General features: G+C 65.1%; 23 protein-coding genes. 19 read left to right on the forward strand and 4 right to left on the reverse strand.

Features of this window, described 5'->3' with window-relative positions; all coding sequences use genetic code 11:
- The first annotated feature begins 380 nt into the window (after positions 1 to 380).
- Together ACFFJ6_RS19695 and ACFFJ6_RS19700 are read left to right on the forward strand one after the other, a co-directional pair.
- Entirely contained in the window at positions 381 to 911 is a 531-nt protein-coding gene (locus tag ACFFJ6_RS19695) for a DedA family protein (RefSeq protein WP_378390974.1), read from the forward strand.
- A gap of 138 nt (positions 912 to 1,049) precedes the next feature.
- Entirely contained in the window at positions 1,050 to 2,039 is a 990-nt protein-coding gene (locus ACFFJ6_RS19700) for an MBL fold metallo-hydrolase (protein ID WP_378390976.1), read from the forward strand.
- Positions 2,040 to 2,312: 273 nt separating this feature from the next.
- On the opposite strand, the gene ACFFJ6_RS19705 is transcribed toward ACFFJ6_RS19700, so the two are convergent.
- Together ACFFJ6_RS19705 and ACFFJ6_RS19710 are read right to left on the reverse strand one after the other, a co-directional pair.
- On the reverse strand, positions 2,313 to 2,858 hold the full coding sequence (locus ACFFJ6_RS19705; protein ID WP_378390978.1) for a DUF2087 domain-containing protein: 546 nt from the start codon (positions 2,856 to 2,858) through the stop codon (positions 2,313 to 2,315).
- A 269-nt stretch (positions 2,859 to 3,127) separates the two neighbouring features.
- Entirely contained in the window at positions 3,128 to 4,111 is a 984-nt protein-coding gene (locus tag ACFFJ6_RS19710; protein ID WP_378390980.1) for an AraC family transcriptional regulator, read from the reverse strand.
- 212 nt (positions 4,112 to 4,323) lie between these two features.
- On the opposite strand from ACFFJ6_RS19710, the gene ACFFJ6_RS19715 reads away from it, so the two are divergent.
- From ACFFJ6_RS19715 to ACFFJ6_RS19765, 11 genes are all read left to right on the forward strand, one after another.
- Positions 4,324 to 5,619 (forward strand): ABC transporter substrate-binding protein, encoded by a 1,296-nt coding sequence (locus ACFFJ6_RS19715; RefSeq protein ID WP_378390982.1) that lies wholly within the window; start codon positions 4,324 to 4,326, stop codon positions 5,617 to 5,619.
- 16 nt (positions 5,620 to 5,635) lie between these two features.
- Positions 5,636 to 6,373, forward strand: a complete 738-nt coding sequence (locus tag ACFFJ6_RS19720; RefSeq protein WP_378390984.1) for an ABC transporter ATP-binding protein — start codon at positions 5,636 to 5,638, stop codon at positions 6,371 to 6,373.
- Entirely contained in the window at positions 6,373 to 7,113 is a 741-nt protein-coding gene (locus ACFFJ6_RS19725) for an ABC transporter ATP-binding protein (protein WP_378390986.1), read from the forward strand. Before ACFFJ6_RS19720 ends, ACFFJ6_RS19725 begins: the two co-directional genes overlap by 1 nt.
- On the forward strand, positions 7,113 to 7,994 hold the full coding sequence (locus ACFFJ6_RS19730) for a branched-chain amino acid ABC transporter permease (protein WP_378390988.1): 882 nt from the start codon (positions 7,113 to 7,115) through the stop codon (positions 7,992 to 7,994). Before ACFFJ6_RS19725 ends, ACFFJ6_RS19730 begins: the two co-directional genes overlap by 1 nt.
- A gap of 3 nt (positions 7,995 to 7,997) precedes the next feature.
- Positions 7,998 to 9,647, forward strand: a complete 1,650-nt coding sequence (locus tag ACFFJ6_RS19735) for a branched-chain amino acid ABC transporter permease (RefSeq protein WP_378390990.1) — start codon at positions 7,998 to 8,000, stop codon at positions 9,645 to 9,647.
- 37 nt (positions 9,648 to 9,684) lie between these two features.
- Positions 9,685 to 12,003 (forward strand): N,N-dimethylformamidase beta subunit family domain-containing protein, encoded by a 2,319-nt coding sequence (locus ACFFJ6_RS19740; protein WP_378390992.1) that lies wholly within the window; start codon positions 9,685 to 9,687, stop codon positions 12,001 to 12,003.
- A 283-nt stretch (positions 12,004 to 12,286) separates the two neighbouring features.
- Positions 12,287 to 12,955, forward strand: coding sequence for an FMN-binding negative transcriptional regulator (locus ACFFJ6_RS19745; RefSeq protein ID WP_378390994.1), 669 nt, complete (start codon positions 12,287 to 12,289; stop codon positions 12,953 to 12,955).
- A gap of 11 nt (positions 12,956 to 12,966) precedes the next feature.
- A complete protein-coding gene (gene argC / locus ACFFJ6_RS19750) occupies positions 12,967 to 13,956 on the forward strand; it encodes an N-acetyl-gamma-glutamyl-phosphate reductase (protein WP_378390996.1) in 990 nt (329 codons plus the stop codon).
- Positions 13,957 to 13,965: 9 nt separating this feature from the next.
- A complete protein-coding gene (locus tag ACFFJ6_RS19755) occupies positions 13,966 to 14,568 on the forward strand; it encodes a class I SAM-dependent methyltransferase (protein ID WP_378390998.1) in 603 nt (200 codons plus the stop codon).
- A 144-nt stretch (positions 14,569 to 14,712) separates the two neighbouring features.
- Positions 14,713 to 16,530, forward strand: coding sequence for a B12-binding domain-containing radical SAM protein (locus tag ACFFJ6_RS19760; protein WP_378391000.1), 1,818 nt, complete (start codon positions 14,713 to 14,715; stop codon positions 16,528 to 16,530).
- 238 nt (positions 16,531 to 16,768) lie between these two features.
- A complete protein-coding gene (locus tag ACFFJ6_RS19765; protein WP_378391003.1) occupies positions 16,769 to 17,131 on the forward strand; it encodes a hypothetical protein in 363 nt (120 codons plus the stop codon).
- Between the two features lie 18 nt (positions 17,132 to 17,149).
- Here ACFFJ6_RS19765 and ACFFJ6_RS19770 read toward each other — a convergent pair whose 3' ends face one another.
- Positions 17,150 to 17,539, reverse strand: a complete 390-nt coding sequence (locus ACFFJ6_RS19770) for a RidA family protein (RefSeq protein WP_378391005.1) — start codon at positions 17,537 to 17,539, stop codon at positions 17,150 to 17,152.
- A gap of 106 nt (positions 17,540 to 17,645) precedes the next feature.
- Entirely contained in the window at positions 17,646 to 19,448 is a 1,803-nt protein-coding gene (phaC, locus tag ACFFJ6_RS19775; protein WP_378392221.1) for a class I poly(R)-hydroxyalkanoic acid synthase, read from the reverse strand.
- 329 nt (positions 19,449 to 19,777) lie between these two features.
- Between phaC and ACFFJ6_RS19780 the strand changes: the two genes are divergently transcribed.
- The 6 genes from ACFFJ6_RS19780 (at position 19,778) to ACFFJ6_RS19805 (ending at position 25,332) form a co-directional block, all read left to right on the forward strand.
- Complete coding sequence (locus ACFFJ6_RS19780; protein WP_378391007.1) at positions 19,778 to 20,083, forward strand: hypothetical protein; 306 nt, start codon at positions 19,778 to 19,780, stop codon at positions 20,081 to 20,083.
- 190 nt (positions 20,084 to 20,273) lie between these two features.
- Positions 20,274 to 21,494 (forward strand): LL-diaminopimelate aminotransferase, encoded by a 1,221-nt coding sequence (locus ACFFJ6_RS19785; protein WP_378391009.1) that lies wholly within the window; start codon positions 20,274 to 20,276, stop codon positions 21,492 to 21,494.
- 74 nt (positions 21,495 to 21,568) lie between these two features.
- Positions 21,569 to 22,888, forward strand: coding sequence for a homoserine dehydrogenase (locus ACFFJ6_RS19790; RefSeq protein ID WP_378391011.1), 1,320 nt, complete (start codon positions 21,569 to 21,571; stop codon positions 22,886 to 22,888).
- 63 nt (positions 22,889 to 22,951) lie between these two features.
- Positions 22,952 to 23,956, forward strand: coding sequence for a class II fructose-bisphosphatase (glpX, locus tag ACFFJ6_RS19795; protein WP_378391013.1), 1,005 nt, complete (start codon positions 22,952 to 22,954; stop codon positions 23,954 to 23,956).
- Between the two features lie 11 nt (positions 23,957 to 23,967).
- On the forward strand, positions 23,968 to 24,411 hold the full coding sequence (locus ACFFJ6_RS19800) for a GNAT family N-acetyltransferase (protein WP_378391015.1): 444 nt from the start codon (positions 23,968 to 23,970) through the stop codon (positions 24,409 to 24,411).
- Positions 24,412 to 24,603: 192 nt separating this feature from the next.
- Entirely contained in the window at positions 24,604 to 25,332 is a 729-nt protein-coding gene (locus tag ACFFJ6_RS19805; RefSeq protein WP_378391017.1) for a haloacid dehalogenase type II, read from the forward strand.
- Positions 25,333 to 25,475 lie beyond the last annotated feature (143 nt).

Raw genomic sequence — 25,475 nt, forward strand, 5'->3', positions numbered from 1 at the left:
CTATGCCACGGAAGGCCAGCGGGTGGTGACGGCAGGCGCGGCGGAATGGCCCGGCGGCCGGTTGCCGCGCTGCAGCACGTCCGCTGGAGGGCGCATATAGGCCGGAGCGGAGGCGATGGAAAGGCCCAAGGCCTCGGGCGGCTGCCAGATGATACCGCTCCGCCCGCAGTCGCGCGGCTGTGACGTGCAAAGTGGGACCCTTGGGCGCAGGGTCATACCGTTCTGTATTCGTTGCCGCATTCAGGCCATCCCGGTCTGATCTGCCGGCCGCCCCGGGCAATCCGTCACGGGGTGCGGCGCTTGCCCGTCGGGCGGCGGCCGTGCGATGCGACAGTGATGTGAACCCTGCCGGCAGGGGACGCCCGCAGGTCAGAAGGACGATGGAAGAAGCTTTTCGTGGCCTCATCGATTTCGTGCGCGAGCACCAGGCCTGGGCCGCGCCGGTGGTGCTGGCGCTGGCGTTCGGGGAATCGCTCGCCTTTATCTCGCTGCTGATCCCGGCCTGGGGAGCGCTGGTCGCGATCGGCGCGCTGGTCGGCGCCTCCGGCATCAGTTTCTGGCCGGTCTGGATCGCCGGCGCCGTCGGCGCCGCGCTGGGCGACTGGCTGTCGTACTGGTTCGGCTATCGCTACAAGAACAACGTCGCCCAGATCTGGCCTCTGTCGAAGTTCCCGGGGCTGCTGACGCGGGGCGAGGATTTCGTGCAGAAGTGGGGCGTCCCGAGCATATTCATCGGCCGCTTCTTCGGGCCGCTGCGCGCCTCGGTGCCGCTCGCGGCCGGCATCTTCGAGATGCCGTATTGGAGCTTCCAGATCGCCAACGTGCTGTCGGCATTCGTCTGGTCGGCGGTGCTGCTGCTGTTCGGCGACGCACTGTCTGTCGGAGCCACCTGGCTGGTGCGGTCGATCTGAGCGAGCGGAATAGGGGGCCCCGGTCGGGGTTGATGTCGGGAGCCCTAGGGCCGATCAAACCGTCGTTATGATGCGCTCCCGTCACCGATCCCGGGCTAGACTGCCGCTCGCAACAATCCCACCCATCGAGGATACGCCATGGACCTGACCCGCCGTCACGCCCTTACTGCTGCCGCCGCCCTGGCCGCCACGCCGCTGCTGCGCAGCGCGCCTGCCGAGGCGGCCGCGCCGCTTGCCGACAAGCAGGCGCCGAGCTTCTATCGCTACAAGGTCGGCGACGCCCAGGTGAACGTGATCTCCGACGGCGCCAACACCTTCCCCATGCCGGACGGCTTCGTGCTCAACGCCAAGAAGGACGAGATCAATGCGGCGCTCGAGCAGGCCTTCATGCCGAAGGACAAGATGACCATCAATTTCGCCCCGCTGGCGATCAACACCGGCGGCAAGCTGGTGGTGGTCGACACCGGCAACGGTCCGGGCGCCTTCGCCTCCAGCAAGGGCAATGTCGGCCAGTTCGCCAGCAATCTGGTCGCCGCGGGCCTGGACCCGAAGGCGGTCGATATCGTGGTGATCTCGCATTTCCATGCCGACCACATCAACGGCCTGCTGACGGCCGACAACCAGCCGGCGTTCCCGAATGCAGAGATCCTCGTGCCGGCCGCGGAGTGGAAGTACTTCATGGACGACGGCGAGATGAGCCGCGCCTCTGGCGAGCGGATGCAGGGCGTATTCAAGAACGCCCGCCGCGTGTTCGAAGCCGGGCTGCAGAAGAAGGTCACGCCCTATGAATGGGGCAAGGACGTCGCGCCGGGCCTGCTCGCGGTCGAAGCCACCGGCCATACGCCGGGCCATACCTCGTTCGTGCTGTCGTCCGGCGCCGACAAGGTGTTCATCCAGTCCGACGTCACCAACCACCCGGCGCTGTTCGTCACCCATCCGGGCTGGCACCTGATGTTCGACCAGGACCCCGCCCAGGCCGAGACCACCCGCCGCAAAGTCTACGACATGCTGGTCGCCGACAAGATGCGCGTCCAGGGCTTCCACTATCCGTTCCCGGCCAACGGCTACGTCCAGAAGGACGGCAGCGGCTATCGGCTGGTGCCGGCGCCGTGGAGCCCGGTGATCTGAGCGTCATCGTCATTGCGAGCGCAGCGAAGCAATCCCGACGCAGTGCACGGCGCTGGATTGCTTCGTCACTTCGCTCCTCGCAATGACGACAGATAACCGCTCCCCGCAAAGCCGGACGAGGGGAGTGCGCCGGGCCGTGCCGCGATCGATCAGTTCGATCGGGCCGCGTGCGGTGGAAACCAGGATGGGAGCGGGGAGAGACGCGCGCGTGGCGACGCGCCGCTTTACCAAGCGAGCAGACATGATTGCCTCTCTTGAAAAGCGGCCGCGGCGTCAGGCGGCGAGCCGCGGGGCCAGGTGGCGGATCAGCGCCACCGCCTCAGCCGGCGGCCGTTGCTCGATCCGGCGATAGATCCGGCCGTCCGGCGTGCGCGTCATCAGGCCGTGGTCGCACAGCGCGCGGCGCAGAAGCGCATGGTCGCCGAAGCTGTGATGGCCGGCGAGCAACGCGGCGAGCTGCTTCTCGCTGAGTTCGCGGCCGCGCGGAATGCGCGACCACAGCACCCACAGGCCGAGTTCGGCGTGGCTCGCCTTTGACGGCCAGCGCAGCAGGCTGCCGCCGGCATCGAAGTGCCTTGCGACGCGTTCGACACGCTGATGGTCGATCGCTGGCAATGGCTCAGGTGAGCGTGCGAGGCGGTCGCCGGCTTCGCGCTCCGCGCGGAAGTGCTGGAAATTGCGGAAGCCGGCCGAGCGCGCCAACAGGTTGAGCATCTCGACATGGCCGAGCTTGTGGCCCTGCGCGTCGAGCTCGCGATTGAGCGCGCGGGCGAGGGCCGACACATCCTGGGCGGAGTAGGGGAAAACAGTGCGGGTCATGACCTCATCCTCGATCGTGCCGAAAGGACAAGTCGATGGTCGCTGACTTTCGACGCGGCACGGGACAAGTGTCTGCCGATCAGGAAACGTGGCAGGTTTAGCTCCCCTCGCGGGGCAGCGACGCCTTGGTGAACTGCCGACCAGTGCGCGGGCAAATACACCCTCGGTCGTAGCTTTGCAAGCATCGCGTGTACTTGCAATACGTATGCGGAGTCACCTCGGTCGAGGCTCCGCGCGGCTCAAGCGTCGTCGACGGCCTATATGGCGGGCTATTCGGCTGGAGCGGTGTCCTCGCCCGCCGCGGCGGGGCGTCCGGATTGACGGGGTGTCAGTCCAAATCGCCTCCGGTAACAGGTCGAGAAGTAAGACTGGCTGGTGAAGCCGCACTCGTAGGCGACCTGGCCGAGATTGACGTGGCTCGCCCCTCCATGCGTCACGATCAATTGTCGGGCGCGCTGCAGCCTGAGCTCGAGTAGCCGTTGACCGAACGAAGTGCCGTGACAGTGAAAGATCTTGTGCAGGTAGCGCACCGAGATCTTGTGTTCGCGTGCCGCCTGATCGGGTGACAGCTCGTGATCCGACAGATTGCGCTGCAAGTAGCTGTCGAGCCGATTGTAGAGCGAAGAGGCGAGCGTCTCGCGAATGAAGGACCGATCCTGCGGCGACTCGCGGAGGTCCAGCATCAGGCAGATCAGCTCGATCACCGACTGCTGCAGCCGGTCGGCGTGTTCGCCGGGCGGCAGGTGTAGAAGTTGCCGCCCGAGCGTCGCCACAACCGGAACGAGTTGGGAGTTTGCAATATTCATCGCCGCGCACAGCCCGTCGATGCCCTTCACCCGATCGATCAGCAGGCTGCGGTCGATCTTGATGGTGATGTTTTCCGATCCGTCCGGGACGTCAACGACGTAATTTTCAGCAGAGTTGAGGAGAAACACAGCGCCTGGCATCGCCTTGCCGGTGCGGCCGCGCTGCTCGAACTCCAATCCCTTTCGGGTCGGAAACAGAAACACGAAGTCTTCCGAGCCGTCGATCTTGGCGGATTCCTTGCGCCGGATCACGCGCTGTGCATCGGCCTTGAAGTTGGACAGCCCCATCGCGCCGAACTGAACATCGATCAGTTCGCCGACCACGCGATCGTCGTGTCGGGCCTGAATATCAAGGCGATAATACACTTCCGCCATCGCCTGCCGCCAGGCGGCGATGCTTTCGGATCCGGAGAGCGAGGCGGTCGAATAATGGTTCTTCTGACTCATGGCGGCGACCTCGAAGGAACTGGGAGTGTCCTACTAAACGCAAGAAGTGTGCCGTGAACCGTTAGTTGCTTTGTCGCGCGGTGGTTAGCAGTGCACTGGAATTGTAGAGACAGTGCTTTCCAGTGAAAGACCAAAATTTGATCAGCTACCTAGGATGAGGCGTCTTTCGACACAGGGAGCGTCCGGGGGGATGCTCATCAGGGAGAGGTCTTATGGTCGGCAAGGTCTCACGTCGCAAACTGCTTCAACTTGCGTCAGCCGGCACGGCTGCTGCCGCATTTCCAGCTCCTTTCGTCTCCGGCGCGACGCGCGCGGCGTCGGCCGATCCGATCCTGATCGGCGTTCCGACCGCCCAGACGGCCCAAGCCGGCGTCGCTGATCATCAGGACTATCTCAACGGGACGACGCTGGCCCTGGAAGAAATCAACGCCGCGGGCGGCGTATTGGGACGCCAACTCAAGGCCGTCGTGGTCGACATCGATCCACTGTCTCCGGAAAGCGGCCAGGTTGCAATCAACAAGCTGATCGACGCCAAGGTGCACGCCATGTCCTGCGCCTTCGTCTTCACGCCGATCCCGGTCGCCGACGTGTCGGCGCGTTACAAGGCGCCGTTTCTGTGGGGGCTGACGCAGCGCAACATGACCGATCTGGTGGTCAAGCAGCCCGACAAATACTCGCACGTGTTCCAGACCGACCCGTCCGAAGTGCATTACGGGCACACGTTCCCGGTGTTTCTGAAGGCGATGAAGGATCAGGGGACGTGGAAGCCGCTCAACAACGGCGTGCATATCGTTCAGGAACAGATCGCCTACAACCAAACGATTTCGAAGGCGCTGCAGGCATCGCTCCCCAAGAGTGAGTTCAAGCTCGCGGGTATCACCGACATTCAGTATCCGGTCCAGGACTGGGGCTCGGTCATTCAGGAGATCAAGAAGGTCGGCGCCGGCGCGGTGATGATCGACCATTGGGTCGCGGCCGAATACGCGGCCTTCGTCAAGCAATACAGCGCCGACCCGCTCAAGGGCGCGCTCGTCTATCTGCAATATGGCCCGTCGCAGCCTGAGTTCCTCGAACTGTCCGGTCCCGCCGCGGAAGGTTTCGTATGGAGCACCGTGCTCGGCGTCTATGCCGACGAGAAGGGCAAGGCGTTCCGGGCCAAGTACAAGAAGCGTTTCCCGGGCATCATGGGGCTTTGTTACACCGGCAACGGCTACGACACGACCTACTATCTCAAGGCGGCGTGGGAAGCGGTCGGCGATCCGTCGAACTTCAAGGTCGTCAGCGACTGGATCCGCAAGAACTCGTATCGCGGGGTTTGCGGCTTCATGAGCATGGACAATCCCTATCAGGAATGCGCCCACTATCCGGACACGGGCGATGCGATCGGCGCTGCGGACCTCGAAAAGGGTATGGCCCAGCTGTTCTTCCAGGTTCAGAACAACGAGCACAAGATCATCTATCCGGACGTGCTCGTCGAGAACAAGCTGCAGAAGGCGCCGTGGTGGTAACGCCGAGGCGATGACAATGGCGGCATCGGCGATCTTCTCCTGTGACCGGATCGCGCTCGATCTTGGTGGCCGGTCGATCCTGCGAAATATCTCGCTCGACGTGAAGCCGGGCGAGGTGATGGGGATCATCGGGCCTAACGGGGCGGGCAAGACCAGCCTGTTCGAAGTGCTGTCCGGCCGGATCTCGCCGAAGAGCGGGACGGTGACCTACGACGGCCAGGACGTCACCGGCCTCCCATTGCATCGGCGGGCCCGGCTCGGGATCGGCCGCACGTACCAGACCCCGATCGTGCCTGAAGACATGACCGTCGCGCAGGTTCTGAAGGCGGCCCGGCAAGCCTATCGGCCGTATCTGACGCCCGACGATGCCGAATGGGGAGCAGGGTTGGTCGGTTTGCGGATCCCGGGCGCGACGATGGCGGATCGGCTCGACACCCTGAACCGACGCAAGCTGCTGATGACCTGCCTGCTGATGCGGCGTCCATCGGTGCTGCTGATGGACGAGCCGGCCGCGGGACTGATCAACTCCGAGATCGACGAGCTCGACGACATCATGCGGGTGCTGGCCAAAGAGCTCAACATTGCGATCGTGCTGATCGAGCACCGGATGGAGCTGCTGGATACGATCGCCGATCGTGTCCTGGTGATGGATGCGGGCGAGACGATCGCCGAGGGGCTGCTGTCCGAGATCCTGCAGAATCCACGCGTCAAGGCGGCCTACTTCGAAACCGAAACGGGCGGAGGGCTGCACTGATGGCCGCGCCCGACACCAGTTCGGCCCGTCCCGCGGTCCTGGACGTCAAGGGACTGTCCGCCGGCTGGGGGCCGATGCGCGTGATCCACGACCTCGACCTCACGGTCTTCGCCGGCGAGCGGATCGGACTCGTTGGTCTCAACGGGCATGGCAAGTCGACGTTGTTTCAGGCGATCGCCGGGCTGACCGGCTGGCAGCGTGGGTCGATCAAGCTGAACGGCTACGAGGTCGGGCGCACCCGCAGCCAGGGTCCGGGACGCTACACCCACCTGATCGTGCGCCGTGGGCTGGCGCTGATCCCGCAGGGCGATGAGATCTTTCACGGCCTCACCGTGGAGGAACATCTGGATAGCGGCGCGTTCACAAAGCGCGCGTGGGCCGAACGCGGGCTGCGGAAGAAGCGCATTCTGCAGATCTTTCCGCCGCTGGAGAAGCTGATGAAGACACCGGTCGGGCGCTTGTCGGGCGGCGAGCGGCGCATGGTGTCGATCGGCCGCGGCCTGATGTCCGACGCCGAATTGTTTCTCGTCGACGAGCCTTCGCTCGGCTTGGCTCCGAAGATTGGGCGCTCGGTGGTCGAAGCCTTGATGGCGGTCGAACTCGGCGGTTCGGCAATGGTGATCGCCGAGCAGAACGTAGCGCTGCTCGAAGGCAGCGTCGACCGAATCATCGGAATGCACGCCGGCAAGCTGAAGGGCGAGGCCTCGGCATCCAAGGCCCTGTCGACGGAGCGCAACTGATGAACTGGGGTTTCATCGTCACCAACGCCATCACGCTGGCCTGCATCTACGGCACCTTGGCGATCGGCATCTCCGTCACCTGGTCGAGTCTCGGCCTGGTCAATATGGCCTACGGCTTCATCTTCGCGCTGTCGGGCTACGGCGCGTGGATGGCGAGCGTGTATATCAGCCCGTATCCGGCTGTCGTGATGATCGCCGGGATTTTGACGGGTGCGATCGGTGGGCTGATCGTCTGCCTGCTCGCCTTCATCCCGATCCACGACAAGCCGAATTTTCCGCTCCGCGCGCTGATCGCGACGCTGGCGATCAGCCTGGTCGGCAACCAGATCCTGTTGTGGTGGTTCGGTCCCCGGGCGAAGTCGCTGCCGCGCCTGTTCGGCAACTGGAACGCCGATATTCTGGGTGTAGTGGTGACCTCCGACAAGCTCGGCGCATCGGTGTCGGCGATCGTGCTGCTCACTCTGATCCTGCTGTGGATGCGTTCGAGCCGCCGCGGCCTCGAGATCCGGGCGATGATGATGAACCCGCATGCCGCCTCGATCGTCGGCATCGGCGTTCGCCGCACCAGCATCTACGTGATGGCCTTGACCGGCTCGCTCGCCGGATTGGCGGCGGTGCTGCTGGCGCAGACCTATTACGTGGCGCCGTTCAGCGGCATAACGCCGATGATCAAGGGGCTCAGCATCGCCCTGGTCGGCGGCCTCGGCAGCATCCCCGGGGCGGTGATCGGCGCGATCATGCTCGGCGTGAACGAGTCGCTGACGTCGACCTTCCTCGGCGGTCAGTACGTCCTGATCACCCAGTTCCTGCTCATCATCGTCGTCCTCCTGATCCGCCCGCGTGGGATCTCCGGAATTCTCGACAAGGCGCGCGAGGCATAAGCGATGTCCGATACAACGGCTCCGATCTGGATCGATCCCACCGACTCGCAGCACCCGGAGACCCCGGCGCGCGAGGTGGTGACCAACCCCTTCCTGTCGCATCAGGTGACGTGGGACGAGACCACGCGATTTCGGCCGAAGATGTATCTCGTCGGCCGGCTGCGCTATTACTACAAATGGCCAGGCCACGGCGGCGCGCTGTGGACACGGACACGCTACTGGCCAACGCGCCGCCGCGTGCTGAATATCCGCGGCGAGTACAATCCCAAGACGATGCGGCGCGAGAAGACCATCGTCGACAAGCGGCCGATCTGGTGGATGCTGGCGCTCGCGGCGTTCTTCATCATGCCGCTGTTCGTGCCGGTGAGCTCGTTCAACACTGTGATGTCCGCGGCGTCGGTGTTCGCGATCTATGCGGCGATCAATCTATGCTGGATGCTGGTCGTCGGCACCGCAGGCATCTTCTCGCTCGCCACCTATGCGGTGGTCGGCGCCGCCGCTTACGGCACCACCTATATGGCAATCATGCTGGGGCTGCCATGGTGGCTGCTGCCGCTCGCGGGCGCGCTGATCGGTCTCGCGTTCGGCATCCTGATCGCGCTGCCGGCGATGCGGCTCGACGGATTTTACTACGCGCTGCTGACTCTCGGCGTGGTCGAACTGTGCCGCGTCTATGTGGTGCAGTCCCGCCAGTTTGGTTCGGCTACCGGCGGTCTCTACGGCGCGCCCAGCTATCTGCCGGCGGCGCTGTCGCAAACCGGCCGTTTGCTGCTTGGCTACTACGTCGCGCTGTTCGTCATGATCCTCGCGCTGGTCCTGTATCGCTTCGTCGACGGCAAGCGGCTCGGCCGGCTGCTGCGAATGGCGCAGGAGAAGAAGGAGGGCTTCGCGCAAGCCTGCGGCGTCGATTTCATCCGCGCCCGCATCATGGTGTTCCTGATTTCGTCGGCGGCGCTGGGCTTCATCGGCGGCTTCTACGCAACGCATTTCGGCGGCGCGTCGCCCAATTTGTTCTCGTTCGACACGCTGCTGCTGTCGCTGGCGATGCTGGTGATCGGCGGCATCGGGCGCGCCGAGGGCGCGGTCGCCGGCACGCTGATCGTCGTGTTCATCGATCGCGTGCTGATCGATCTCGGCCCGCTGCGCTTCGTGCTGATCGGGGCGATCATGCTCGGCGTGGTGCTGTTTCTGCGCGGCGGCATCTTCGGCATCAAATCGCAATTCCGCGCCTGGCGCGACAAGAAGAAGAGCGAGAGGCGATCAACCCGAGCCGAGAAAGGAGGCGAGATGTTGCCCGAAGAAGCCACCGAGGTGGAAGACAAGGATCAGGTCTATTTCCGCCGCTTCGACAAGATGCAGCGCGACTTCCTCAAGCGGCTGGTGTCGGACGCGTTGATCGCCGAGCACAAGTCGAAACCGCTCGGCCAGCACAGCGAAGCGCTCGAACGCCTGCTGATCTACTTCCGTCGCCAGGGGCAGATCGACAAATACGCCATCATGGTGCTCGAGGAGTTCAAGGCCTATCGCATCGTCGCGCTATCGGGCCACCGCGGCACGGCGCCGCGTATGGTCGAGGACCGCAACTACGAGACGCCCGACGAGGCCTATCACGCGCTGTTCCTGCGCCGCGTGCAAGATCTGCTCGAAACCTGAGATCGTTCAAGTTCAGTCGCCGGAGAAGCCCACCACCATGGCCGAGAAGAAGATATTCGGATACGCGGACAAGATTTCGGTCAAGCCCGGCGATGACATCTCGTTCTACGTGCATGCCGATGGCACCGACGTTGTCGACGCCCAACTCGTGCGGCTGATCCACGGGGACGCGCATCCGGCCGGTCCGGGCTATCGCGAGGAGGAGATCGCCTCCGAGGCCAACGGCGTCTGGCGCGTCCGCAAGCAGTTCACCCAGGTCGGCTCGTTCCTGACTGTGGCCGACCCCGACCAGCGCCTGGCTCTGAACGGCAGCTTCAGCCTGTGCACCTTCGTCCATCCCAACAGTCCGGGGGGCGGCCGACGGCAATGTCTGCTCGGGCGGTGGGACGCGTTCGGCAACCGTGGCTACGGGCTTTGGCTCAACCCCGATGGTTTTCTCGAATTCGGCTTCGGCGATGGCCACGAGGTCGACTATCTCGACGCCGAGGTGCCGGTTCTGAAGAACAACTGGTATTTCGTCGCGGCGACCTTCGATGCGACGACCGGCGTCGCGACGCTGTATCAGGAGGGTGTGGCGACCCGCTATAATTCGCTGCTGAGCAAGGTCGCCAATGTCGATTTCCGCTCGCACGTCCGCGAGACGCTGCGCTTTCGGCCAGTTAACCCGCCGGAGGTCCCGTTTCTGCTTGCCGGCGCGCGCGACCACCACACATTGCGCGGCGATTTCGTCACCCAGTGCCTGAACGGCAAGCTTGACCGACCCGCCGTGTTCGATCGCGTCCTGACGCGCGACGAACTCGACCGTTATCGCGACAGCGGACTTGCCCCGCAGACCGGTCTCGTCGCCTATTGGGACACGGCGCAAGGTTACACCGCGCACGGAATCGGCGATCGGGTGATCGACACCGGCCCCTATGGTTTGCATGCCGCGGGTTATAATCGCCCGGTGCGCGCCCAGACCGGATTCAACTGGCAGGGCAAGGACGACTGTTTCCGGCTCGCACCAGAGCAGTACGGCGGCATCGAATTCCACGACGACGCCATCATCGATTGCAAGTGGGAGCTGACGCGCGCGATCAAGGTGCCCGAGCTGCGCAGCGGCGCCTATGCGTTCCGGCTGCGCACCGGCGACGCGAAGGGAATGCGCGAAGAATACATCGTGTTCTTCGTTCGCCCGCTCAAGCCGAAAGCGCCGATCCTGTTCCTGGTGCCGACAGGAAGCTACCTCGCTTACGCCAACGAGCATCTCAGCTTCGACGCCGAGATCATGCAGCCGCTCGCCGGTCAGTCGCCGATCCTCTCCGAGGTCGACATCGAGCTGTACCAGACCGCCGAGTTCGGCCTGTCGCTCTACGATCATCACGCTGATGGCGCCGGCGTCTGCTACAGCACCTATCGGCGGCCGATCCTGAACATGCGCCCGAAAGCCCGGATGTCCTCGATGGGCGTGACCTGGCAGTTCCCGGCGGATCTGTCGATCATCGCCTGGCTCGATCACATGGGCTACGACTACGAGGTGACGACCGACGAGGATCTGCACCGCGAGGGTGTCGATGCGCTCAAGCCCTACAATGTGGTGCTGAGCGGGACGCACCCGGAATATGTCTCGGAGCAGATTCTCGACGCGACCGAAGACTACATCGCCTCCGGCGGCAGGTTCATCTATCTCGGCGGCAACGGATATTACTGGAACGTGGGCTACCACAGCGATGATCCATGGTGCATGGAGGTGCGCAAGCTGAACTCCGGCATGCGCGCGTGGCAGGCTCGGCCGGGCGAGTACTATCTCGCCACGACGGGGCAGAAGAGCGGGCTCTGGAAGGACCTCGGGCGTCCCCCGCAGAAGGTGTTCGGCGTCGGCTTCATCTCCGAAGGATTCGACTCGGCGCGGCCGTTCCGGCGGATGCCGGATAGCTGGCATCGCCGCGCGTCCTGGATCATGGATGGGATCGAGGGCGAGATCATCGGCGATTTCGGTCTCGCGCAGGGGGCCGCCGGCGGCATCGAGATCGATCGCTACGATCTGACGCTCGGCACGCCGCCGCATTCGCTGATCGTCGCCTCGTCCGGCGGGCACAGCGACAATTATCAGACCGTGGTGGAGGAGGTGCTGTATCCGTATCCCGGCCTGTCGGGCTCGCACGACTATCGCGTGCGCGCCGACATGGTGTACTTCACCGCCCCGAACGACGGCGCGGTGTTCTCCACCGGGTCGATCGCGTTCAGCCAATCGCTGCCGTACCGGAATTTCGACAACAACGTGTCGCGGCTGCTGGCGAATGTCGTCATGGCCTTCAGCAAGCCTGGCAAGCTGCCCGGCTGGGCCTGGTCGGCCGAGGAGAAGCAGTGGCGCTGAGGCCGGTCCGAGCCTGAGACGAGGCTGTTTCGGGGCCGGGAAGGGCGCCGAGATGGCGCTGCGCCGATGCTTGACCGCGTCCCGTTCTCGACCTATGAGGAGCGCATGATCAACGTCGTGACCATCGCCAAAGCCCGCCGTCGCCGCATCCCCGCGGCTCGGGCCAACGCGCGCGTCTGACAGCGTTGCCCCTGCCGCCGGTCTCGGTCCGCGGCAGGTTGATCTCTCCCTCTCCACACGCGAACTGATCCCGGCGGCTCCGCCTTCAAGCAGGAGCTAAGCCATGTACGTGCCGCCCGCCTTCAAGCCCGATCGATCCGCCTGCCTTGCTTTCGCGGCAGCGCGCGGCTTCGGTCTTGTCTGCGCCCATGACGGCCGCAAGCCGGTGGCGTCGCCGCTGCCGTTCGCGATCGACTATTCCAGCGACGGCACGCCGCTGCTGTCGTTCCATGTCGCGCGCGGCAATCCGCTCGCCGGGCTGGCCGACAGCCGCACGCCGTGGCTGATGGCGGTGAGCGGGCCGGGTGCCTATGTGTCGGCGGACTGGTACGCCTCGCCGGACCAGGTGCCGACCTGGCTGTACCAGAGCGTGCATCTGACCGGGCCGGCGGCGGTGATGTCGGAGGCGGAGCGCGATGCCCATCTTGACGAGGTCAGCGCCGTCTTTGAAAGCTCGCTGGCGCCGAAGCCGCCGTGGCGGGCGTCGAAGATGACAGCGGGACGACTGAACGCGATGAAGAAGGCGATCGTGGGCGTGATGATGCGGGTGGATGTGGTCGAGGGCAGCTTCAAGCTGAACCAGCACAAATCCGACGCCGATCACATGGCCGTCGCCAATGCGCTGGCAGCGCGGCCCGATCCGGCCTCGCAGGCGATCGCCGCGCAGATGATCGCGCTGCGGCCCCAACTCGAATACAACTCTCCGGCGCTGGCCGCCGAACCCGCCTTGTGAAGGAACCCGAGATGACCCTGACGGATACCACGACCACCAAGGCCGCCGCCACCGGCAAACCGGCCGTGTTCATCGACGGCGCCGCCGGCACCACCGGGCTCGGCATCCGCGAGCGGCTGGCGCGCCATGGCCAGGTCGTGGTCAAGGACATCGCCGAGGACAAGCGCAAGGACCCCGCAGCCAAGCGGGCGCTGATGGCCGAGGTCGATCTTGTCATCCTGTGCCTGCCGGACGATGCCGCGAAGGAAACCGTCGCGGTGATCGACGGCATGGGTGCGGACGCGCCGAAGGTGCTGGACGCCTCGACCGCATTCCGTGTCGCGCCGGACTGGGTGTACGGTTTCGCCGAACTGGCGCCGGACCAGGCGGACAAGATCCGCGCCGCGCGCAAGGTTTCGAATCCGGGCTGCTATCCGACCGGATCGATCGCGCTGCTGCGGCCGCTGGTCGACTCTGGGCTGATCCCGGCCGACTACCCGGTGTCGATCAATGCCGTCAGCGGCTATTCGGGCGGCGGCAAGTCGATGATCGCGGCCTATGAGGCCGGAACCGCGCCGGCATTCGAACTCTACGGCCTCGGCCTCGCGCACAAGCATCTGGCCGAGACGCGGTTGTATTCGAAGCTGACGCGGCGGCCGATCTTCATCCCGTCGGTCGGCAATTTCCGGCAGGGCATGCTGGTGTCGGTGCCGCTGCATCTCGATACGCTGCCCGGCAAGCCTTCGGTCGCCGATCTGCACAAGGCGCTGTCTGATCGCTACGCCGGTGGCAATTATGTGTCGGTCGCGCCGCTCGACAGCGCGGCGAATGTCGGCGGCCGGATCGAGCCGGAAGCGTTGAACGAGACCAACAAGCTCGAACTCTACGTGTTCGGCAGCGACGCGCAGCATCAGGCCGTGCTGGTGGCGCGGCTCGACAATCTCGGCAAGGGGGCATCCGGCGCTGCGGTGCAGAACATGCGGCTGATGCTCGGCCTGCCGGATAGCAGCGAGTCCAACTAGGTACCTCGCATGACCAACGCATTCGATTCCGACACGCTCGCGTTCTACCAGGGCAACGCCGCCGACTACGCGGCGTGGAGCAAACACCGTCACGTCCGCCTCAACCAGTTCCTTGAACGGCTGCCGCCGGGTGGGTCGATCCTCGAACTCGGCTGCGGCGCCGGTGCGGACTCGGCGCATATGATCGCGCAGGGCTTCGCGGTGCGGCCGACCGACGGCTCGCCGCAAATGGCCGCGCAGGCGGCGCAGCGGCTCGGCCGTGATGTCGAGACGCTGCTGTTTCACCAGCTCGATGACGTCGGATTGTACGATGGCGTCTGGGCCAATGCCTGTCTGCTGCACGTCCCACGCGACGAACTCGGCGGCGTGCTGGCCCGGATCTGGCGGGCGCTCAAGCCAGGCGGCTTGTTCTATGCCAGCTACAAGTCCGGCGAGGGCGAGGGGCGCGACAAGCTCGCGCGCTATTACAACTACCCGTCGGAAGTCTGGCTCCGCGAGCGCTATCGCGACGCCGGCGCATGGGCATCGCTGGCGATCGAGGCCAATCAGGATATCGGCTACGACAATCAGCCGACCGAGATCCTGCATGTCACCGCGCAGCGAGTTGCCTGATACCAGCTCTATGGCGTTGCACTGATCACTCCAGCTCACGTCCCCTGTCTAACTTGCTAATACGCTACGCCTTGCGCCAAGCTGTGCCGGACGATGTCCTGCACGGCATCGTACTGTGCCGGATTGCTCGTTGGGGGACGTGCCATGGTGGTATCGCAGCCGTTCGTGAAGGTGGACCCGGACTCTCGCGCAGCAAAGCGATTTCAGGTCGCGCTGATCAAGCCGTCGCACTACGACGACGACGGCTACGTCATCCAGTGGGCGCGCTCTTTCATTCCGTCGAACTCGCTGGCGGTGGTGTACAGCTTGGTCGAGGACTCGCGGCAGCGCCGGGCACTCGGTGACGACGTCGAGATCGACATCACAGCGGCCGACGAGATCAACACCCGCACGCGGATTCCGCAGATCATCGAGCGCTTCCGCGGACACGACTTCTTTGGCCTCGTCTTCCTAGTCGGCGTGCAGTCCAACCAGTTTCCGCGGGCGCTGGACATCGCGCGGCCGCTGCGCGCAGCGGGCGTGCCGGTGGCGATCGGCGGCTTTCACGTGTCCGGCTGCGTCGCGATGCTGCCGGGCATCCAGAGCGATCTGCAGCAGGCGCTCGATCTCGGCGTTACGCTCTATGCCGGCGAGCTGGAGGGGCGTTGCGACGACCTGCTGCACGATGCGGCAGCCGGCCGGCTGCAGCCGATTTACAACTATCTGAACGATCTGCCGTCGCTGGAAGGCACCCCGACGCCGCTGCTGCCGCGCAAATATCTCAAGGGCACGTTCAGCCTGCAGACCTCGTTCGATGCCGGGCGCGGCTGTCCGTATCAGTGCTCGTTCTGTACCATCATCAACGTGCAGGGCCGCAAGTCGCGCGGCCGCAGTGCCGACGATATCGAGCGGCTGGTGCGCGCCAACATGGCGCAGGGCGTCAACTGGTTTTTCATGACCGACGACAATTTCGCCCGCAACAAGGACTGGGAGCTGATCCTGGATCGCCTGGCGGCCCTGCGACGCGAATTCGCTGCGACCGGCCAGAAGGACATCAAGCTGGTGATCCAGGTCGATACGCTCTGCCACAAGCTTGACGGCTTCATCGAAAAGGCCCGAGCGGCCGGCGTGGTGCGGACGTTTCTCGGGCTGGAGAGCATCAATCCGGACAATCTCGCTTCGGCGAAGAAGCGGCAGAACAAGATTACCGAATATCGCCAGATGCTGCAGGCGTGGAAGCGGGCCGGGGTGATCACCTATGCGGGCTACATCCTCGGCTTTCCGCACGACACGCCGGAGAGCATCGCGGAGGACATCGCCATTATCCAGAAGGAGCTGCCGCTCGACATCCTCGAATTCTTCTGCCTGACGCCGTTGCCCGGTTCCGAGGATCATCAGCGCCTGTTTCAAGAAGGCGCGCCGATGGATGCCGATCTCAACCGCTTCGATATCGAGCACGCTGTCACGGCGCATCCGCGGATGAGCCGGGACGAGTGGCAGGGCACGTACTTCAAGGCATGGGATCTGTACTACTCCGCCGAGCACATCGAACGGCTGCTGCGCCGCACCGCGGCCACGGGCGGTGGTGTGTCGCGGCTGGCGTCGATGATCTTCCTGTTTTCGTCGATGGTGAAGGTCGAGCGGGTGCATCCGCTGCAGGGTGGCATCCTGCGCCTCAAATACCGGCGCGACCGCCGGCCGACGCTGCCGGCGGAGTCGCCGTGGCTGTTCTATCCGAAGCTGGTGTTCGGCACCGCGTTCAAGCTCGGCCAGAATTTGCGGCACTGGCTGTGGATCGACGGGCTGCGCCGCAAGATTCTGGCCGATCCGAACCGTGCCGGCTACACGGACCCCGCGATCACGCCGGTGGACGAGCACGAGACCGAGGAGCTGGAGCTGTTCACCCACAGCCAGGCCGCCCACGACGCCGTCGAGCACATCCGCAAGGTCGAGAAGCTGACCCACGCGAAGTCAGTGGCCTAGGGCAGGGCGATGGTGCGCCCATCGCGCGCTTCGCGCGCCCAGGGCGTCGTCATTCTGAGGTGCGCGAAGCGCAAACCCGCAATCCCGGGTCGCCGCGTCCTGTCTGTGGCGCGCAGACGGATCGGATTTCGGGTTCGGGAGCTTGCGCTCGCGCCGGAATGCCCCGTTCGCGGTGTTCTCAATGTTCCGCCGCCGTGCTTAGATCACGTTCTTTCATGGCGATTGTTTCGGAGGCGGCATGACGGCGACGCCGGTTCTGGTGATCCTGAGCGCGGCGACGGCGCTCGGTCTGTATCTCGGGCTGTTGTATCTGCGCGGCGAGCGCAAGCAGGGCCTGGTCGCGCTGCATCTCTTGCTCGGCTTCGGCGGGCTGGAGACGCTGGTGATGTTGCTGCACGGCACGCCGGACGGCGCGACCGCGGCGGGCAGCCTGTCGTTCGGCAAGGTCGCAGCCGGGCTGTTTGCCGTCTCGGCGTTCTCCGGCTTCATCGCCGCGCTGGCCCGCCGCTCGCCGGTGGCCGCAAACGTACTGCTCGGCACCCACGTCACCGTGGGGCTGGCCGGCTTCGCGCTGGTGCTGGCCTGGATTTCCGCGGTCTGAGAGGCGACGTGGCCCAGACTAGGGGATGCGCGCCGTCACCTTGATCTCGAATTCGAAGCCGGCGAGCCAATTCACGCCGACGGCGGTCCAACTCGGGTAAGGCTTGGTGGGGAACGCTGCGTCCTTGGCGGCGAGCACGGTCTCGAACTGTCGCTCGGGATCAGTGTGGAAGGAAGTGACGTCGATAATGTCGTCGAAACTGCAGCCGGCCGCCTTCAGAACCGCCGCGAGATTGTCGAAGGCGAGCCGGACCTGCTTGGCAAAGTCCGGCTCGGGCGAACCGTCCTCACGGCTGCCGACCTGCCCGGAGACGAAAAGCAGATCGCCGGAGCGAACAGCGGCGGAATAGCGGTGCATCTCGTAGAGCGCCTGTCGTCCGGCCGGGAAAATCGCCTCACGCTTCGTCATCGTCACCTCCTGGTTGTCGGAGGAGATGTGCAGCGCCGGGCTGCCGTCTAGACGGCTGCGACAACACGTCCGCGGCGCTCGGCCGCGAACGAGACCTCGGTTCTGGTTAAGACCGCACCCGGACGTAGCTGCCCGGCGCGTCTTCGATCGGCGGGAAGACTTCGGTGCCGGTCGCGCGGGCAGGGACGCGCTCGGCATCGAACTGCTCGATCCACGCCCGCCAGTCCGGCCACCACGAGCCTTTGTGCTCCTGCGCGCCCTTCAGCCATTCGGCGACCGAGCCGACGTGAATGTTCTCGTTGGTCCAGTACTGATACTTGTTGGCCATCGGTGGATTGATCACGCCGGCGATGTGGCCGGAGCCGGACAGCACGTATTTCACCGGTCCGCCGAAGAACTGCGAGCCGTACAGCACGGACTCCGCCGGCGCGATGTGATCCTCGCGGGTGGCGAGGTTGTAGATCGGCACCTTGACCTTGGCGAGATCGAGCTGGGTGTCGTCGAGCACCATGGTGCCGGCCGACAGCTTGTTGTCGAGATAGCAGTTGCGCAGATAGTAGGAGTGGTTCGCCGCCGGCATCCGCGTGGCGTCGGAATTCCAGTGCAGCAGGTCGAACGCCGCGGGCGGCTGCCCCTTCAGATAGTTGTTGACGACGTAGGACCAGATCAGGTCGTTCGGCCGCAGCATGTTGAAGGCCATCGCCATCTTGGCGCCTTCGAGCACGCCGGTGGTGCGCATGTCGCGCTCCAGCGCCGAGATCTGTTCCTCGTCGACGAACACGGTGAGGTCGCCCGCATGGGTGAAGTCGACCTGCGTCGTGAGGAACGTCGCCGAGGTGACGCGCTGGCGACGCCGCTCGGCGAGCCAGGCCAGCGTCGAGGCGAGCAGGGTGCCGCCGACGCAATAGCCGATGGTGTGCACCTTCAACTCGCCGGTGACTTTCTCGACCACGTCCATCGCGGCCAGTGGACCGAGCTTCATGTAGTCGGCGAAGCTCTTGTCGCCGAGGCTCTTGTCCGGGTTGACCCAGGAGATCACGAACACCGTCAGGCCCTGGTCGACGCAGAACTTGATGAACGACTTTTCCGGCTTGAGGTCGAGGATGTAGAACTTGTTGATCCACGGCGGCACGATCAGCAGCGGCGTCCGCAGCACCGTCTCGGTGGACGGCGTGTACTGGATCAGCTGCATGATCTCGTTCTGGAAGATCACCTTGCCGGGCGTCGTCGCGATGTTGACGCCAACTTCCAGATTGCTCGGGTCGGACTGCCGGATCTTGAGATGGCCTTTGCCGGCGACGATGTCCTCCGCCAGCATCTTCATGCCGCGCACGAGGTTATCGCCGTTGTTCTCCAGCGTGGTCCGCGTCAGCTCCGGGCTGGTCGCCACGAAGTTGGACGGCGCCAGGGCGTTGGTGATCTGCTGGATATAGAACGCCGCCTTCTTCCTGGTGTGCGGATCGAGGCCGTCGGCCTTTTCGACCAGCTCGTTGGCCCACTGCGAGGTCAGCAGATAGGCCTGCATCAAGAATTCGTAGAACTGGTTGGAGCGCCAGGACGGATCGGCGAAGCGCTTGTCGCGCGGGGGCGGCTCGATCGTCGGCTCGACCTTCTCGCCGGACAGCTTGCGCGACGCGGCGCTCCAAAGCTCCAGATAGGACTTGCCGAGCTTGGTCTGCAGTTCCGCCGCGCGGGTCTGGTCGGAGGTCCAGTACTCGGCGACACGGGTGAGGGTCTTCACCATTTCGGTCAATTCGGCCGGGGGCTGACCGCCGTTCGCCGGCTCGCGGGGCTTGAGTATCGTCGCCAGGGCCTGGCCGCCGGTTTCCATCGCCTGCGCCAGATTGCGCGCGAATGCCTCCGGATCGAACTTCTTCGCGGTCGCTGTTTCTGGTAGCATGTCGCTCATCGGTGGACGCTTCATCCCTGATCGAATGTCTTACACGTTTTTGTCTTCAGTCCGCCGATGATGACATAGTTCGGTAAACGTCGCTGGATTCGATGTGCTGCACTGCGACAATTTGCGCTTGATTTAGCCACATTGGCATCTCACTGACTCGGCGTGCTGTTGGTGAGCTTGCCGCTGGAATAAGGTTTTACGGCGCTGCGGGTTCGGCTATGTGACGATTTAGTGCGTGAGCGTGCGGCAGGTCGCCGCCGCTTGATGTCGGGGATGGCGTTTTGCGGGTGACGAGACAGAGAGCGATGTCCATGCGGCCGATCCCCGTTCGACGGGGTGTGCAGGCGCAGGGCCGCGGCGTGTTCGTCACGGCCGCGTTGCTGGCCGCGCTGGGCGGCCTTGGGCTCGGCGGCTGCTCGATCTCGCTGTCCGACATGCCTATGCTTGGCGGTAGCGAAAAGGCCGAGAAGCCGAAGGACGCCGAAGGCTTCCCGGCCGTCAACGATCTGCCCGCCAACCGGGATGAAGCTGTGCTGGCCCCGGCCGAGCGCAACAAGATCGAGCAGGAATTGATCGCTGCCCGCGAACGTCAGGCGAACGCGAACGCTAGCACCGCGGCCGCCAAGCCGGCGGCCGCCAAATAGTCGTCAGCGTCGCCGGTGCACGAACGGCGGCGGTGGCGGGTCACCGTTCGCAGGCCGGCGCACCACAAACACCGTCCTCGACCTGGTCCGCCGCAAAATCGTGCCATTGGGAGCGTTTCTGCGGCTGAATCGGATTCCCCTCCGATCAAGAACGCGGTAACGATCCTGCCGCACCCCGGAGTCGAGGACCATGGAAGAATTCTACCGTATCCGCCGTTTGCCGCCTTACGTGTTCGAGCAGGTCAACCGGGCCAAGGCGGCCGCGCGGAACGCCGGGGCCGACATCATCGATATGGGCATGGGCAACCCGGACCTGCCGGCGCCGCCCCACGTGCTCGAGAAACTCAAAGAAACACTCGGCAAGCCCCGCACCGACCGCTACTCCGCGTCGCGTGGCATCACCGGCCTTCGCAAGGCCCAGGCGGCCTATTACGAGCGCCGGTTCGGCGTGAAGCTGAACCCGGACACCCAGGTGGTGGCCACCCTGGGCTCCAAGGAAGGCTTCGCCAACGTCGCCCAGGCGATCACCGCGCCCGGCGACGTCGTGTTGTGCCCGAATCCGAGCTACCCGATCCACGCCTTCGGCTTCCTGATGGCGGGCGGCGTGATCCGCTCGGTGCCGTCGGAGCCGACCCCGGAGTTCTTCGCGGCGGCTGAACGCGCGATCATTCACTCGATCCCCAAGCCGATCGCGCTGATCGCCTGCTATCCGTCGAACCCGACGGCCTATGTGGCCAGCCTCGATTTCTACAAGGATCTGGTCGCGTTCGCGAAGAAGCACGAGATCATGATCCTGTCGGATCTGGCTTACGCGGAAGTCTATTTCGACGACGCCAACCCGCCGCCGTCGGTGCTGCAGGTGCCGGGCGCGATGGACGTCACCGTCGAGTTCACCTCGATGTCGAAGACGTTCTCGATGGCCGGCTGGCGGATGGGCTTCGCGGTCGGCAACGAGCGCATCATCGCCGCCTTGGCGCGGGTGAAATCGTATCTCGATTACGGCGCGTTCACCCCGGTTCAGGTCGCCGCCACTGCGGCGCTGAACGGCCCGGACGACTGCATCAAGGAAATGCGCGAGACCTACAAGAAGCGCCGCGACGCGCTGGTCGAGAGCTTCGGCCGCGCCGGCTGGGAAATCCCGCCGCCGTCCGCCTCGATGTTCGCTTGGGCGCCGCTGCCGCCGGCTTTCCGCGAACTGGGCAGCATGCAGTTCGCTACCCTGATGGTGGAGAAATCCGGCGTCGTGGTGTCGCCCGGCGTCGCCTTCGGCGAGCACGGCGAGGGCTACGTCCGCATCGCCATGGTGGAAAACGAGCAGCGCATCCGCCAGGCGGCGCGCGGCGTCCGGCGCTTCCTTGAAAGCGGCGTCGAAACGTTGCACAACGTGGTGCCTCTCGCCAACCGGCGATAGGGGCCAGGTTCCCCGGAGGCCGCGTTCGCCGGCCTCCGTTTCTCAGCAGATACAGACGACAGGTTCGGCGCCCGATGAACGCGCTCAGAGTGGGTATTGCGGGTCTCGGCACTGTCGGCGCCGAAGTGGTCCGCGTCATCGAACGGCAGCAGCGCACGCTGGAAGCGCGCTGCGGACGGCCGATCCGCGTGGTCGCCGTCACCGCCCGGTCGAAGACCAAGAAGCGTGGGCTCGACCTGCGCGGCATCACCTGGGCCAAGAGCCCGCTGGCGATCGCGACCGATCCCAATGTCGATTGCTTTGTCGAGCTGATCGGCGGCGCCGGCGATCCGGCCGGCCCGGCGATCGAGGCGGCGCTCGCCGCCGGCAAGTCGGTCGTCACCGCCAACAAGGCGCTGATTGCCAAGCACGGCCTCAAGCTCGCCGGGCTCGCCGAGAAGCACCAGGTTGCGCTCAACTATGAAGCCGCCGTCGGCGCCGCGATCCCGGTGATCAAGACGCTGCGCGAGGGCCTTGCCGGCACCGACATCGACCGCGTCTATGGCATTCTCAACGGCACCTGCAATTACATCCTGACCCGCATGGAGCAGGAGGGGCTGTCGTTCGACGACTGCCTCGCCGACGCGCAGCGGCTCGGCTATGCCGAAGCCGATCCGACTTTCGACATCGACGGCCACGACACCGCGCAGAAGCTGTCGATCCTCGCCAGCCTCGCATTCGGCACCAAGGTGTCGGAGAGTTCGGTTTACGTCGAAGGCATCCGCTCGATCACGCCGGAAGATCTCCGTGCGGCCGACGATCTCGGCTACCGGGTCAAGCTGCTCGGCGTCGCGGTGCGCACCGCCAAGGGGATCGAGCAGCGCGTGCATCCGACCATGGTGCCGAAGACCTCGTCGATCGCGCAGGTGATGGGCGTCACCAACGCGGTGTCGATCGACGGCGACGGCATTGCGCCGATCACGCTGGTTGGCGCCGGCGCCGGTTCGGCCGCGACCGCCTCGGCGGTGGTCGCCGACATCGCCGACGTCGCGCGCGGCATTCGCGCCGAGCCGTTCGGCAGGCCGGTGGCCAAGCTCGCCGCGATCAGCAAGGCGCCGATGCAGCGCCACGAAGGCGGCTATTATCTGCGGCTGCTGGCCCGTGACCATGCCGGGACCGCGGCGACGATCGCCACGCGGCTGGCCGAGCAGGACATCTCGATCGAATCGATCGTGCAGCGGCAGCCGGTGCGGGCGCTGGACGCCAGCGGCAAGCCGGGCAAGGCCGGGCCAGTGCCGGTGATCCTGATCACCTATGCGACCAGCGAGGACGCGGTGCGCCGCGCGCTGCAGGCCGTGCAGAAGGACAAGGTGATCAGCGGTCGGCCGCAGGTCATCCGCATCGAGAAGAACTAGACGCCGGGGATATCGTGTAGCCGCGCCGCTGTGGCGCGGGCTGAGTTTGAGGAGAGGGCTGACATGTCGACCACCATTTCCGTTCCGCCGCAATTGTTGCTGGAGCGCATTCTGACGCTCGAGATCGTGCGCGTGACGGAGCGTGCGGCGGTGTCGGCGGCTCGTCTGCGCGGCCACGGCAACGAGAAGGGCGCCGACCAGGCCGCGGTGGACGCGATGCGCCGCGAGCTCAACAAGATGCCGATCGAAGGCACGATCGTGATCGGCGAGGGTGAGCGCGACGAAGCCCCGATGCTGTTCATCGGCGAGAAGGTCGGTGCCGGAATCAACGGCGGACCGAAGGTCGATATCGCGGTCGATCCGCTCGAAGGCACCACGCTGTGCGCCAAGAACATGCCGGGCTCGATCGCCACCATGGCGATGGCCGAAGGCGGCACGCTGCTGCACGCGCCCGACGTCTACATGCAGAAGATCGCGATCGGCCCGGGCTACGACAAGAACGTGATCGACATCGATGCGCCGCCAGAAGACAACATCCACCGCCTGGCGCAGGCCAAGGGTGTGCCGACTCATGGCATCACCGTGCTGGTGCTCGACCGCCCGCGCCATGCCGAACTGATCGCCAAGATCCGCGCCACCGGCGCCGGCGTGCAGCTGATCACCGACGGCGACGTTGCCGGCGTGATCCACTGCGCCGATCCGGAGAACACCGGCGTCGATATCTACATGGGCACCGGCGGCGCGCCGGAAGGCGTGCTGGCCGCGGCGGCGCTGCGCTGCATCGGCGGCCAGATGCAGTGCCGGCTGCTGCTCGACACTCATTCCAAGCGCAACCGCGCCGAGTCGATGGGCATCGAGGATCCGAACTTCGTGTACCAGATCGAGGACATGGTGAAGGGCGACTGCCTGTTCGCCGCGACCGGCGTCACCGACGGCTCGCTGCTGTCCGGCGTCAAGTTCCGCAAGGACGTGATCCAGACCGAGACCGTGGTGATGCGTTCTGTGACCGGCACCGTCCGCTACATCAAGGCCGACCACCGCCAGTTCGAGAAGTTCCACCTCGATTAAGGAGAGCGCCCATGGCTGTCGAGATCCGTCCGGTCGGCGCCGACGAACGGGCCGCCTGGGAGCCGCTGTGGGCGGGCTACCTCACTTTCTACAAGTCCACACTCCCGCCCGGGACCGATGACGTCACCTGGGCGCGCTTCCACGATCCTGCCGAGCCGATGTATCTGCTCGGCGCCTATGTCGATGGCAAGCTCACCGGGATCGTGCAGTTCCTGTATCACCGCTCGAGCTGGACGGTCGGCAACTACTGCTATCTGCAGGACCTGTTCGTGGACAACAGCGCGCGCGGCCTCGGCCTCGGCCGCAAGCTGATCGAAGCGGTGTACGAGCGCGCCAAGGCCGACGGCTGCAGCCGGGTGCACTGGCTGACTCAGCCCGGCAACACGACCGCGCGTCTACTGTACGATCGCATCGCCGACGATTCCGGCTTCATGCAGTATCGGAAGGTTTTGTAGTTCGTTGTTCCGCGTGGTTCGGATTGACGCGAGCGCAGACCACATCCTGAGCAGCGGCCGGCTTCGGTCGTGTCTTGAAGGGGCAGGACGAAGCTCTTGGTTCGAGACGCGCGCGCAGACACGCGCTCGTCACCATGAGGCCGGGCGGCTCGGCGGCTTGAGCCCGAGACGATTTGGTGAGGGAGAGAAACAATGGCCGCAAGAGCCGAAGCGACAAACGTGCAGGCCCTGATTTTCGACGTGTTCGGCACCGTGGTCGACTGGCGCACAAGCTTGATCAATGACTTCACGGCCTGGTCCGCGACGCGCGGCCTCAGCGGCGACTGGACAGGGCTGGTCGACGCATGGCGACAGGCCTATGTGCCGTCGATGGACGAGGTGCGGAAGAACCCGGCGCGGGGCTTCATCAAGCTCGACGATCTGCACCGCCGCTCGCTGGAGCAACTCGCGCCGCAGTTCGGCTTGAAGAATCTCTCGGACGGCGATCTCAACTACATCACCACCGGGTGGCATCGGCTGAAGCCGTGGCCGGACGTCATCTCCGGGCTGACGCGGCTGAAGTCGAAATTCATCATCAGCCCGCTGTCGAACGGCAATGTCGGGCTGCTGACGCGGATGGCTAAGAATGCCGGGCTGCCGTGGGATCTGATTCTTGGTGGCGACGTGTTCGGCCACTACAAGCCAGATCCCGAGACCTATCTCGGCGCGGCGCGGCTGCTCAACCTGCAGCCCGAGCAGGTGATGATGGTCGCCGCCCACAACAACGACCTCGCCGCGGCGCAGAAGCTCGGGCTCAAGACTGCGTTCATTCCGCGTCCTACCGAATACGGGCCGCTGCAGAAGCTCGACTTCGAGGCGACCGGCGACTGGACGATCGTGGCCAAGGACCTCAACGGCGTCGCCGAAGCGCTGGGCTGCTGATCCGCAATACGGTCAATCCTCTCCGTCATTGCGAGCGGAGCGAAGCAATCCAGCTCAGTGCACGAAGCTGGATTGCTTGGCTTCGCTCGCAATGACGGGCAGTGGCGTTCCCCGCAGCCTTCCTGGCTGTTTGCCCTGCGCCG

The sequence above is a fragment of the Rhodopseudomonas telluris genome (assembly GCF_042432815.1).
Lineage (GTDB): Bacteria > Pseudomonadota > Alphaproteobacteria > Rhizobiales > Xanthobacteraceae > Rhodopseudomonas > Rhodopseudomonas telluris.

Bases quoted from the DNA above. Each gene is read 5' to 3' on its own strand.
- ACFFJ6_RS19720 (WP_378390984.1), top strand. From the start codon at position 5,636: ATGGCGGCATCGGCGATCTTCTCCTGTGACCGGATCGCGCTCGATCTT.
- ACFFJ6_RS19790 (WP_378391011.1), top strand. From the start codon at position 21,569: ATGAACGCGCTCAGAGTGGGTATTGCGGGTCTCGGCACTGTCGGCGCC.
- ACFFJ6_RS19740 (WP_378390992.1), top strand. From the start codon at position 9,685: ATGGCCGAGAAGAAGATATTCGGATACGCGGACAAGATTTCGGTCAAG.
- ACFFJ6_RS19765 (WP_378391003.1), top strand. From the start codon at position 16,769: ATGACGGCGACGCCGGTTCTGGTGATCCTGAGCGCGGCGACGGCGCTC.
- phaC (WP_378392221.1), bottom strand. From the start codon at position 19,448: ATGAGCGACATGCTACCAGAAACAGCGACCGCGAAGAAGTTCGATCCG.
- ACFFJ6_RS19760 (WP_378391000.1), top strand. From the start codon at position 14,713: ATGGTGGTATCGCAGCCGTTCGTGAAGGTGGACCCGGACTCTCGCGCA.
- ACFFJ6_RS19695 (WP_378390974.1), top strand. From the start codon at position 381: ATGGAAGAAGCTTTTCGTGGCCTCATCGATTTCGTGCGCGAGCACCAG.
- ACFFJ6_RS19735 (WP_378390990.1), top strand. From the start codon at position 7,998: ATGTCCGATACAACGGCTCCGATCTGGATCGATCCCACCGACTCGCAG.
- ACFFJ6_RS19770 (WP_378391005.1), bottom strand. From the start codon at position 17,539: ATGACGAAGCGTGAGGCGATTTTCCCGGCCGGACGACAGGCGCTCTAC.
- ACFFJ6_RS19700 (WP_378390976.1), top strand. From the start codon at position 1,050: ATGGACCTGACCCGCCGTCACGCCCTTACTGCTGCCGCCGCCCTGGCC.
- glpX (WP_378391013.1), top strand. From the start codon at position 22,952: ATGTCGACCACCATTTCCGTTCCGCCGCAATTGTTGCTGGAGCGCATT.
- argC (WP_378390996.1), top strand. From the start codon at position 12,967: ATGACCCTGACGGATACCACGACCACCAAGGCCGCCGCCACCGGCAAA.
- ACFFJ6_RS19710 (WP_378390980.1), bottom strand. From the start codon at position 4,111: ATGAGTCAGAAGAACCATTATTCGACCGCCTCGCTCTCCGGATCCGAA.
- ACFFJ6_RS19805 (WP_378391017.1), top strand. From the start codon at position 24,604: ATGGCCGCAAGAGCCGAAGCGACAAACGTGCAGGCCCTGATTTTCGAC.
- ACFFJ6_RS19745 (WP_378390994.1), top strand. From the start codon at position 12,287: ATGTACGTGCCGCCCGCCTTCAAGCCCGATCGATCCGCCTGCCTTGCT.
- ACFFJ6_RS19725 (WP_378390986.1), top strand. From the start codon at position 6,373: ATGGCCGCGCCCGACACCAGTTCGGCCCGTCCCGCGGTCCTGGACGTC.
- ACFFJ6_RS19755 (WP_378390998.1), top strand. From the start codon at position 13,966: ATGACCAACGCATTCGATTCCGACACGCTCGCGTTCTACCAGGGCAAC.
- ACFFJ6_RS19715 (WP_378390982.1), top strand. From the start codon at position 4,324: ATGGTCGGCAAGGTCTCACGTCGCAAACTGCTTCAACTTGCGTCAGCC.
- ACFFJ6_RS19785 (WP_378391009.1), top strand. From the start codon at position 20,274: ATGGAAGAATTCTACCGTATCCGCCGTTTGCCGCCTTACGTGTTCGAG.
- ACFFJ6_RS19730 (WP_378390988.1), top strand. From the start codon at position 7,113: ATGAACTGGGGTTTCATCGTCACCAACGCCATCACGCTGGCCTGCATC.
- ACFFJ6_RS19800 (WP_378391015.1), top strand. From the start codon at position 23,968: ATGGCTGTCGAGATCCGTCCGGTCGGCGCCGACGAACGGGCCGCCTGG.
- ACFFJ6_RS19705 (WP_378390978.1), bottom strand. From the start codon at position 2,858: ATGACCCGCACTGTTTTCCCCTACTCCGCCCAGGATGTGTCGGCCCTC.